This is a genomic window from Pseudoroseicyclus sp. H15 (genome assembly GCF_054353345.1).
Map to the genome: position 1 here is coordinate 19,159 of NZ_JBTHJE010000010.1, position 10,398 is coordinate 29,556.

The 10,398-nt window shown below is 69.0% G+C and carries 13 protein-coding genes; all 13 read left to right on the forward strand.

The features are described from left to right. Positions 1 to 5 precede the first annotated feature (5 nt). Positions 6 to 569, forward strand: coding sequence for a head-tail connector protein (locus ACXN5S_RS19400; RefSeq protein ID WP_458607140.1), 564 nt, complete (start codon positions 6 to 8; stop codon positions 567 to 569). Further along, positions 569 to 907 (forward strand): head-tail adaptor protein, encoded by a 339-nt coding sequence (locus ACXN5S_RS19405; RefSeq protein ID WP_458607141.1) that lies wholly within the window; start codon positions 569 to 571, stop codon positions 905 to 907. Before ACXN5S_RS19400 ends, ACXN5S_RS19405 begins: the two co-directional genes overlap by 1 nt. Then, complete coding sequence (locus ACXN5S_RS19410) at positions 904 to 1,254, forward strand: hypothetical protein (RefSeq protein WP_458607142.1); 351 nt, start codon at positions 904 to 906, stop codon at positions 1,252 to 1,254. The genes ACXN5S_RS19405 and ACXN5S_RS19410 overlap by 4 nt, the downstream gene beginning before the upstream one ends. Further along, positions 1,247 to 1,669, forward strand: a complete 423-nt coding sequence (locus ACXN5S_RS19415) for a DUF3168 domain-containing protein (protein ID WP_458607143.1) — start codon at positions 1,247 to 1,249, stop codon at positions 1,667 to 1,669. Before ACXN5S_RS19410 ends, ACXN5S_RS19415 begins: the two co-directional genes overlap by 8 nt. A gap of 44 nt (positions 1,670 to 1,713) precedes the next feature. After that, positions 1,714 to 2,154, forward strand: a complete 441-nt coding sequence (locus ACXN5S_RS19420; RefSeq protein ID WP_458607144.1) for a phage major tail protein, TP901-1 family — start codon at positions 1,714 to 1,716, stop codon at positions 2,152 to 2,154. 2 nt (positions 2,155 to 2,156) lie between these two features. Next, on the forward strand, positions 2,157 to 2,606 hold the full coding sequence (locus ACXN5S_RS19425; protein WP_458607145.1) for a hypothetical protein: 450 nt from the start codon (positions 2,157 to 2,159) through the stop codon (positions 2,604 to 2,606). After that, positions 2,606 to 2,767, forward strand: a complete 162-nt coding sequence (locus ACXN5S_RS19430; protein ID WP_458607146.1) for a hypothetical protein — start codon at positions 2,606 to 2,608, stop codon at positions 2,765 to 2,767. The genes ACXN5S_RS19425 and ACXN5S_RS19430 overlap by 1 nt, the downstream gene beginning before the upstream one ends. Beyond that, positions 2,757 to 5,066 carry a phage tail tape measure protein gene (locus tag ACXN5S_RS19435; RefSeq protein WP_458607147.1) on the forward strand — a complete coding sequence of 770 codons (2,310 nt, stop codon included), beginning with the start codon at positions 2,757 to 2,759 and terminating at the stop codon, positions 5,064 to 5,066. The genes ACXN5S_RS19430 and ACXN5S_RS19435 overlap by 11 nt, the downstream gene beginning before the upstream one ends. Before the next feature lie 81 nt (positions 5,067 to 5,147). Continuing rightward, positions 5,148 to 5,798, forward strand: a complete 651-nt coding sequence (locus tag ACXN5S_RS19440; protein WP_458607148.1) for a hypothetical protein — start codon at positions 5,148 to 5,150, stop codon at positions 5,796 to 5,798. Continuing rightward, a complete protein-coding gene (locus ACXN5S_RS19445) occupies positions 5,789 to 6,388 on the forward strand; it encodes a hypothetical protein (RefSeq protein WP_458607149.1) in 600 nt (199 codons plus the stop codon). The genes ACXN5S_RS19440 and ACXN5S_RS19445 overlap by 10 nt, the downstream gene beginning before the upstream one ends. A gap of 2 nt (positions 6,389 to 6,390) precedes the next feature. After that, the gene (locus ACXN5S_RS19450; protein WP_458607150.1) at positions 6,391 to 6,786 is read left to right on the forward strand and encodes a DUF6950 family protein; all 396 of its coding nucleotides are present in this window, start codon (positions 6,391 to 6,393) and stop codon (positions 6,784 to 6,786) included. Next, a complete protein-coding gene (locus tag ACXN5S_RS19455; protein ID WP_458607151.1) occupies positions 6,774 to 8,309 on the forward strand; it encodes a hypothetical protein in 1,536 nt (511 codons plus the stop codon). The genes ACXN5S_RS19450 and ACXN5S_RS19455 overlap by 13 nt, the downstream gene beginning before the upstream one ends. 25 nt (positions 8,310 to 8,334) lie before the next feature. After that, the coding region (locus ACXN5S_RS19460) for a hypothetical protein (protein WP_458607152.1) at positions 8,335 to 10,398 on the forward strand (2,064 nt) is incomplete at its 3' end.

The following is a 10,398-nucleotide window of genomic DNA, read 5'->3' on the forward strand; positions in this document are numbered from 1 at the left end:
CCCCGTTGCGCGCGCCCGTCCTCATCACGCCGCCCGCCGGGACGCCCGTCTCGCTTGCCGAGGCGAAGGCGCATCTACGCGTGGACGGGCCCGATGAGGACGGGCTTATCGAGAGCTATATCGAGGCGGCCACGGCCCATCTCGACGGCTGGACCGGGATCCTCGGTCGGGCGCTGATGCCCCAGACCTGGCGGCAGGATTTCGCATGCTGGTCGCCCCGAATGGGCCTGCCGCTCTTCCCGGTGCTCGGCATCGATGCCGTGAGCTATCTCGACCGAGACGGCGCGGCGCAGACGCTCGCGTCCGAGGCCTACGAGCTGCACACCGACACGATCGGTGCCTATGTCTGCCTCGTCCAGGGCTGGCCTGCAGCCGCGAGGGGATCGATCTCGATCACCTACCGGGCAGGCTATGCCGATGCCGTGTCCGTTCCTCGCCCGATCCACGTCGCGATCCTGCTGCAGGTGGCCGGGCTCTACGAGCATCGTGAGAGCAGCGTTGAAGGCGGCCTATCGGAGCACCCTGCGGTGCAGGCGCTCACTACGCCCTATCGGCGGATTCGGCTCTGATGCCGGCAGGGCGTTTGCGCGATCGCGTTCAGTTCCGGCGCCAGGGCGCGGCCGACGATGGCTACGGCAACGTCGAGACCGGTCCCTGGGTGAACCTGGGCACCCCGGTCTGGGCGGACATACTGGAGCGCCTCGGGGGTGAGAAGCTCGCGGCCGGTGCGCTTCATGCGCCGCGGCTCGCGACGATCCGAGTGCGGCGCTTCAGCTTCACCAGCGGCATCACAGAGGGGGATGCGGTCAGCGCCCGGGGCGCGACCTGGAACATCCGCTCAATCGCGCAGGTGGGGCGGAAGGGGGAGATGCTTGAGATGACCTGCGAGACGGAGGTGGGGCCGTGAGCCGCCATGTGACAGGCGTCCGAAAAGTGCAGCGCCAGCTGGAGCAGCTGAAGGCCAAGATGCCGGGCGACGTGGCCCGCGTGAACCGCGGCATCGCCGATGACTGGGCGCGCGTGTCCCGCGTCCTGCATCCAGGCGACGGGGAGACGAAGGCCCAGATCCAGGTGACCGACGTGCCCGAGGCCAACGGTGCCCTGATCGATTTTGGCGACAAGGCCAAGGTGACCGAGGGCAAGCGCGGCCCGCGGCCCTTCATCAACCCGGCCAAGATTGTGATGCAGAAGCGCTGGAAGGCGCGCGTGCGCCGGGCGCAAAAGAAAGTCGTGCGGCAGGTGTTCGGTGGCTGACGGCCCGGCGCTCGCCCTGCAGAAGGGTCTGATTGCGGCGCTGAAGACGGCGCCGGCGATCGCGGCCCTGGTGGGCACCCGCGTCTATGACGAGCCGCCGCAGGCACCCACCTATCCCTACATCCGGCTCGGCAACCTGGACCGGCAGCCGCTGCGGACCGATGGCACGCCCAACGCCGCCGACATCGTCTTCGCGCTGGAAGGCCACTCGCGTCCCGCCGCCGGCCGCGTCGAGGCCGCCCGGATCGGGGAGGCCATCGTCACCCTCCTCGACGACAACGAGGCGGCGCTCGATGTGGCCGGCTTCCGCCTCGTGCGCCTGCAGCATGTGCTGACGGAGACGGATCGCGACAGCGACGGCCAAAGCTATCTCTCGCGCTCGGCCTTCGAGGCCCTGCTCGAGCCCACGCCCTGACATCCGCGCCCCCCGGGCAGGCGCTCTCAAACCAGGAGGCCGGCATGGCCAAGCAGAAGGGGCGCGAGCTCCTGATCAAGATTGGCGATGGTGCCGATCCCGAAGTCTTCACCACCGTCTGCGGTCTCACCTCGAAGACCCTCGGCATCAACAATAACGACATCGACATCACCACGCCCAATTGTGACGCCCCCGGCGGCGCGCTCTGGCGCGAGCTGATGGAGGGGATCAAGTCGCTGACCCTCTCGGGCAACGGCGTCTTTGAGGATACGCCCTCGGAGATTACCCTGCTGAACCTCGCCATGTCACCGACGCCGACTGCCAGCTTCCAGGCGATCGTGCCCCACCTCGGCACCTTCGAGGGCGCCTTCCTGCTCTCGTCGATGGAATATGCCGGCGAGATGGAGGGCGCGGTGACCTACTCGATGTCGCTCTCCTCGAGTGGCAAGATCACCTTCACCGCCGATCCCACGCCGGATCCCTGATCGTGGCCGTCGCAAGCAGCGCCCGCTTCGAGGAGGAGATCGGCGGGCAGCTCCGCCCGCTGCTCCTGCGCAATGGCGAGATCGAGCGCTTCGAGGCGCAATACGCGCCGCTCGGTCTCTACGAGCTCTTCGACGGGCTGCGCGGGCAGGGGAGGGCACCGCAGGTGCGCCATGTCCGCGATCTCCTCGCCCTTGGCCTCATTGGCGGCGGCATGTCCGACCGTCTCGCCGACGCGCTCATCGCGGGGCTCGGGCCGGAGCACGACCTGGCGCTTCGCGGCACGGCGCTGCGGCTCCTCTACTTCACGCTGGTGCCGGCGCTCTATGCCGGGCCAGGCGAGACATCCGAGGCGGGCGCCTCAAAAAAAAACGAGGCTGGATCGCCCGAGGGCGCGCAAAACCCCTCCGCCGCTACGACGCCGGCGCCCGCATCCGGAACATCTGCGGCGTGATGGGGCGCCTGCCGGCCGAGGTGCGGGCGATGACGCCGGCTGAGACGGACCTCCTCGTGGCGGGCTGGAATGAAGCCCAGGCGGCGGCCCGCGGCGACGTCGCGCCGATGAGCGTCGAGCGGCTGCAGGAATTGAAGGATCGCTATCCCGATGTCCGTTGATACCGAGAAGATCGAGATCCTGCTCGCCGCCCGCGACAAGGAACTGGTGCGCGTCATCGACCGCAACAACAAGAAGCTCGCCCAGTTCGAACGGCAGGTGACCAAGAACCTGACGGGCGTCTCCAAGACCGTCGATACGAACATGGCCAAGGCGTCCCGCGCCGTCGACCGGTTCGTCAAAGGCGCGGTGGCCGCGGTCAGCATCCAGGCGATCCGCGCCGTCACTGGCCAGGTGGCGCGGATGGTCGAAGGCGTCGCCGCCATCGGCGACGAAGCCCGCCGCTCCGGTCTCGGCGTCGAGCAGTTCCAGGAACTCGGCTACGTCGCCACCCAAAGCCGCATCCCGATCGACGCGCTGGTCGACGGCATGAAGGAACTGAACCTGCGCGCCGACGAATGGATTGCCACCGGCAGCGGGCCGGCTGCGGAGGCGTTTGGGCGTCTCGGCTTTGCGGCAGGCGACCTCAAGCGCCGCCTGGAGGATCCGCAGGAGCTCATGCTCGAGATCATCGACCGCATGGAAGAGATGGACCGCGCGGCGCAGATCCGCATCGCCGATGAGGTGTTCGGGGGCACCGGCGGCGAGCGTTTTGTAGAGCTGCTCGCCCACGGGGCGGCGGGCATGCGGGGCATGATCGGGCAGGCGCACGAGGCCGGCGCGGTGCTGGACGAGGATGTGATTGCCAAGGCGGCCGAGATCGACCGGCAGTTCAAGGAGCTGACGACGCGGATCGGCACCTATCTGAAGACCGGCGCCGTCGGCGTGGCGGGGCTACTCGTCGATGCCGGCAACGCGCTCGGCGACTTCAAGGCGGAGATCGAGGAGGTGCGCGCAGCGGCCTCCGAGCTCAACATGAACGACCTCTCGTCCGGTGTGCGGCTGCTCGGCAGCGATGCCCGCACAACCCTCGAAGACGACATCGATCTCCTCGCAGAAAGCCAGGGCGCGATCATGCGCACGGCGGCCGAGATCGAAGCGCTGAACGCCCAAACCGACATTGTGGCCCGCTCGCTCCTCGAGGCGGCGGTGAATGCTCGCCAGCTTGGCAATGATGAGCTGGCGGTCGCGCTGGCCCAGCTGAGCCAGGAGATGACCGCCCTGACGACGGCGTTCACCAAGGGTGAGGTGGAGGGCGATGCCTTCATCAGCCGGCTCCGCGACCTCACAGATCGCGCCGACGGCGCCCGCGCCGCGCTCGCCGCGGTCGACGGCGTGGAGTTTGGCGGCGTGATCTCCCGCATTGGCGATCTGGTCAGCTCGCTCGGCCCGGCGATCGCGCGGGCCCTCGAGCTTCGTGCCGCGCTGACCCCCGGGCCTGTCCGCCTCGGGCCCGCCTCGCGGAGCGCGCAGATCGTGGCGGATGAGCGGATGCTGGAGCCCGACGTTCTGCCCGCGCCGCCGCCCCCGACTGCGCCTGGCCGGCCGGAATCGCGCCCGATCGATATCGACTTCGGCTACAATCCGTCGAGCGGCACCGCCGGAGCGGGCGGCGGAGGCGGGGCGTCAGAGCGCGCTTCCGAATATCAACGCGCCAGCGAGGCCATCGAACGCGAGACCCGGGCCCTGGAGATGGAGGCGGCGGCGCTGATCGCTGTGGCCGGGTCCGATCTCGATCTGGGCGATGCGATGGATTACGCGCGCAAGAAGGCGGACCTGCTCTCGGCCGCGCAGGAAGATGGCCGCGAGCTGACGCCGGAGCTGCGCGCCGAGATCGATGCCCTCGCGCGGTCCTATATCAATGTCGCCTCCGAAGTGGATGCGGCGACCGACGCGCTGGACCGCATGCGGGACAATGCCGAGACCGGGGCGGATGCCATGACGGATCTGTTCATGGCCATCACCGGCGGGGCAGGTGACGCCAAGCAGGCGCTCCTGCAGCTGCTTTTGCAGATGGGCCGCGTCTCTGTGGCGAACGGCATGAACGCCCTGGCCGGCTCCGGCGGGCTCGTCGGCTCGCTCTTCCAGGTGCTCGGCAGCTCGCTCACGCCCCGCGCTGCCGGCGGACCGGTGCGGGCGGGCGCGCCCTACATGGTCGGAGAGAACGGCCCCGAGCCCTTCATCCCGGCCGTCGACGGGCGCATCCTGTCCGTCCAGCAGGCGCAGGCGGCCTATCGCGGGGAGGCACAGGGTCAGAGCGCCGGTGGCGCGCCGATCTACATCGATGCGCGCGGCGCCCAGCAGGGTGTAGCTGAGCAGATCGAAGCGGCGATGCGCCGGGCTCGGCCGGGGCTCATCGGCGACGCCGTGCGCGTGGTTCATAAACAGCTCGGGACAGATCCCGGCTTTGGCCGCATCTAGCCCATGCCGAAGGTCTGGGCCTGGCCGCCAGTGCCGATCGCAGCCTATTCGCCAGGGATCACGCGACCCGGATCCATCTCGATGGATCAGAAGGGCGCGCCGATCTTCAGCCAGGCGCAGGCGAAGCGACTGCGCTACACGATTCATGTGGGCCTGCTTGATCGCGCCATGACCGCGAGCGGCTATCTCGACATGCTGATGCGGCAGATGGACGGGGCGCTGCCGCTGGTGCGCATCCAGCCGCTGCCGCCGCTCTGGCAGGGGCACCTGCGCGGTCTCGGCGGCAAGCGCGGCCAGGTCCCCCTCGAATGGACGGCTGATGGGCGCACCCTCGATTGGGATGTCGCCTGGGCATCGGGCGCCACGATCACCGGCACGGCTGTCACAGATGGCGCCTTCGCCGGCCTGCGCTGCTCTGGCTTCATGGGTATCCCGACGGGCACCATCGTCGCGCGCCCTGGCGAGCTGGTGCGTACGGACGCGGGCCAGACGGCGCGTGTCCTGAAGGCGGAGCGGCTTGGGATAGATGGCAAGGCGGTCCTGCGTCTCGATCGCCCCCTGGCCTCGGGCAAGGTCGTCATCGGGGCGCGCGAGGCCCTGACGATGGTCATCCTCAGCTGGAGTGATCCGGTGCTCGATCTCGGCGCCGGCAGCGTGGAGCTCGACATGCTGGAGGTGACCCCGGCCGACTTCGACGGCGAGGCGTTCGAGGTGATTGACCCATGGAGCTGAGACGCGGCATCGATCCCGTCCTCCTTGCGGCGATCTCGCGCCGGGACGGCTTCCACCCGGTGGTGCTGCTGAAGGCGGCCTGGCCGGGCGGGACGGAGCGGATTCATTCGGGGCTGGGTGACCTTCCCTGGGGGCCCAACATCTACAAGGGCGCCGGGCATCATGTGCGCGACGTTGCGGGGGCGCCGGAGGCGGGCGGCAGCGCGCCGCCCGAGGCGGCGATCCGCATCGCCGGCGCGATCGCCACCGTGCTGGCCTACACCGATGCCAATGCCCGCGGCGGCGAGGTGCGGATCTGGCTCGGCGCGGTGACAGAGCCGGCCGGCACGGTCCTCATCGGCCAGCCCTTCCTCGCGTTCCTGGGCCGCATCGATGAGAACGACACCGATCTGGAGGCGCGGATCGACGCCACCGTCGCGGAGCTGATGGTCTCCGCCACCGCTGGGCCGGGCGCGAAGGAGAATGCCGCGCATTGGCACAGCGATGAAAATCAGAAGGCCATCGATCCGACGGACACGAGCATGGAGCGCCTGGCCTTCGCCAGCCGCTGGCGCTTCTCGCCGCCGGACTTCCCGGGGCCAAGCGCGTGACAGTGAGTGCCCGGGCCGTGCTGGACGCGGCAGAGGAGGTGATGCGCGGCCCGATCGTCTGGGGCCGCTCGGATTGCTGCACGGCGGCCGCCGACATCTTCCTGCGACTCTGGGGCGTCGATCCGATGCCGCGCCTGCGCGGGCGCTTCCGCAGCGCCGGCGGCGCGCGCCGTGCCATCGCGGGCGATCTGCCCGCGGCCTTCCGGGCAGAGATGGCGGCGGCGGGGCTGCGGCGCCTCGAAGAGCGGCCCGGCCTGATCGGCCTTTGCCGGAATGACGCTCTCTTCGGCTGTGTCGCAGCGATCTGCATCCGCCCTGGCGAATGGGTGGCGCGGGCGGAGGGGGGCTTCGGGATTATCTGCGAGCGGGCGATGGAAGGCTACGGATGGCAGGGGTAGTAGCAGGCCAGATCGGTGCGGCACTTGGCGCGGGCCTGGTCGGGCAGGCGCTCATCGATGTGGCCGTGGGCTTTGCCTTCTCGGCCGTGGCGAACAAGCTGATGGGGGCAGGGCAGGAGCCGAGCGTCAACGGCGACGAGCGCCGCCGCCAGCTCAGCTTCCCCGACAACCTGCCGCCCTATCGGCATGTGCATGGCAACACCCGGGCGACGGCCACGGTCATGCCGCATCCCGTCGTCGGCGAGTACGGCTATGGCGTCTACCTGCTCAACAGCCGCCGCTCGGTGCAGGTGGGCGACAAGATCGAGATCTGGCTCGACGAGCGCGGGTTTGTCCTCGCCAGCGGGGATGACCCGTTCGATTTTGGCGGGCCGGGCGCGTCGCCGGCAGCGGGGCCGCTGGCCGGCCATGTGAAGATCTGGATCGGCCTTGGCGATCAGACCGGCCCTCCGGCGGAGTTCCTGAGCGAGGCGGCCTGGGACGCCGACGATGAGCCGCTCGGCTATCGCAGCTCCGATAAGTTCACCGGGCTGACGGTGGTCTTCGTCAAATACTGGGCGGGCACAGACGGGGAAGATGTCGATCTCTGGCCGAACGTGCCGCCGGCGCTGGAGACCCGGCAGCTCACCTCGGCCATCTACGACTGGCGCAAGCCTGGGCATGACCCTGACGACGAGACCACCTGGGAGGCATCGCAGAACAAGGCGCTGATCCTGGTCGACGGCTATCGAATGAACCCCGTGCGTCCCCACACGCTCGAAAGCCTCCACCTCGACAGTTTTACGATCGACGCGAACCTCTGTGACAATCCGGTCGCCCTCGCTGCCGGCGGCAGCGAAGCGCGCTATGCCGCCCGGGGCACGCTGATCTTCGACGGCTCAGAGCTGCACGAGCTGATGGCGCCGATCCACGCCGCCGGCGCCTCGCGCCCGGCCTGGTTCGGCGGCCAACTCGGCGTGGTGCCGGGGGCCTATTCCGAGCCAGTGATGACGATGACCCGCGTGCTCGGGCGCATGAAGTACTCGAGCATGCAGCGGACATCGGATCTGCCGACGGTGATCAACGGTCGGTACGTCGCCGCCGAGCGCGGGTACACCTATGCGCAGCTCCCGCCGCGGGTGATCTCCGATGTATCCCCGGGGGAGGAGCCGAAGATCCGCACGCTCACCTTCGACTGGGTGACGAGCGCGACCCAGGGCATGCGGCTCATCAAGATCGCCGCTTACCGCGCCCGGGAGCAGCGGCGGCTGACGGCCGAGCTGCCGCCGGGCGCCCTCGACCTGGTGATCGGGTCTGGCGCCGCGCTGGCCCTCGGCGAGCCCTATGACGATGTGCTCGGCGGGACTTATGAGGTGGAGAGCATCCATCCGCTGCTCGACCCGCTTGGCAGCGATGCGGGGGTCGCGCTGCGCGCCACTGTCACGCTGGTGCGGGCCGTGCCCGACGCCTTCACCTGGTCGGTTGCCGAAGAGCAGGCGATCACAAATCCCAACGCGCCGGGCGGCTTCGCGCCGGCGGTCTGATCAATCTGGTAATGAGGAGATAGGCATGGGCCTGACCGTTCCCACGACAGGGAGCGACCCCAAGGTCGCGCGACTTGAAGATCTGCTCGCAGCCATCCAGTCGTTCTTCGATTCCTTCGGCGCCGCCATCCAGACCGGGGCGCCGTTCTTCGACAGCGTCTCCGCCGGCATTGCCGGGGTTGCGGACGGCGCCGCCTTCTCTGTCTTCGACGAGAGCTATCTCGTCATCTACCGGCGCAGTGGCAGCTCGGCCGTCGAGCTCGGTCGGGTGCCGAGCAGCGGGCTCGTCTCCTGGATGAAGTCCGGGCAGAAGCTGAGGCCCGAGGTCTACGCTTATTCCAAGAGCTATACCGGGGCGCTCTCCGGTGATCCGGGGACTGTCGGTGGTGTTGCCATCCCTGACACGGCCAGGCTGATGCTCGCCGGTCGATCCAACCCTGCAGAGAATGGGCCTTGGAAGGTCAACTACGGCGGCCCTTGGACGCGCCCCACGGACATGAACAGCTCCGACGAGGTGCCGGGCGCCACCTACCTGGTCGAGAATGGAGACGATGCCGGCAACGCCTACGGGCTTTCCGTCGAAGACGAGGGCACCTTCCTGCTGGGGACCGATGACATCGGGGTGCATCGAGTCTTCACGATCAAGCCGCTGCTGGAGGCGGTGGAGATGGAGGCTGACGCCCGCACTGCCTCTACATCCGCTTTATCGGACGACATCGCCGAGCTGCAGGAGGAGTTCATGGTGGAGCCGGCGGCGGCCAAGGTGCCCCGCGCCGACCGGACTGGGCGGATCAAGGAAGGTTGGCTGCCGCCGCCCTCCTTCTTCCGTGGTCAGGAGGTGCTGATCCCGGCCTTCGACAATGTCCCGCCCGGCTGGCACGACACCGGCGAGCGGCTGCTCTCCACCACCTCGGCGCGCGCGTTCCTGAGTAACTGGCAGCCCAGTCTACCGGTGACGGTGTTCGTCTTCGACGACACGTCGCTGCTCTTCCAGGATGCGGCCGAGACAGTACCCGTCGCAGAGGACGGCGATCCCGTGGCAGTCGCCTATGCGAAGGTCGGCGGCGGTGCCATCTCGGCCGTGGCCGTTACCAATTCGGGCTTCGCCTCCGACCTCACGGGCTGGACCGTGGCCAACGGATCGGCGAGCGCAACCGGCGGCAAGGCACGGATCGTGCGGACCTCTGCCACCTCCTCGATCCAGCAGGCGTTCAACCTGACCAAGGGGATCCGCTACATCTTCCGGGTCGATGCCAGCTGGGTTGCCGGCGTCTCCGCCGCCGCCGGTCTCGTGCTTCGCGATGGCGCCGCCTACAACGCGGCGCTTGTTCTCTCGCAGTCGTTGGCAGCGGGGGCGTCGGGTGAGCTGGTGCTGGATTACACGCCTGACGCTGACGAGACGGTCTACCTGCACCTCTCGGTTCTCTCGGCGAGCGGCACGATCGACTTCGAGAATGTCGCGGTCAGCGCCGACACCCGGCTGCGCTTCGCCACCGCCGATACCGCCCGCCGGCCGACCTACCGGACGGATGGCAGCCTCCACTGGCTGGAGTTTGACGGCATCAACGATGCGCTCGAGGCGAACATCTACGGCATCGGCCTCGACACATTCGACGGCGCGGTCTGGGCCTCCTACCGCCCGCTCGACGTCACCGCCGGCTATGTCTGGAACGCCGGGCCCCTCACGGCCGACACGACCGGCCTGGTGGCCAACGTAGCCGGCGACTTCCTCCGGGTGGGCGGCAATGCCGGCAACGTCATGGACGCCGGGGCCCACGACAAGGTCGCGGTGCTGAGCGTCGACCGCGGCGCCGGCACCGGGAGCTTCGGCCGCGATGGCGATCTCGCCGCCGTCAGCGCCGGCACCGGCGACGTCGACTGGGCCCTTACAATCGGCGCCCGCATCGACGGCTCGGACGTGGTCAACTCGCCGCAGAAGATGCGGCTCTACGGGATCGGGGTGGCGCAGGAGGCCGTGTCCGCCTCCGTCCGCGACCGGGTGACGAGCTACTTCCTAAACCTCGCCCGCTATCGGCCCCCGCGGAAGATCTACGTCATCCTCGTCTCTGGGCAGTCCAACGCCGACGGC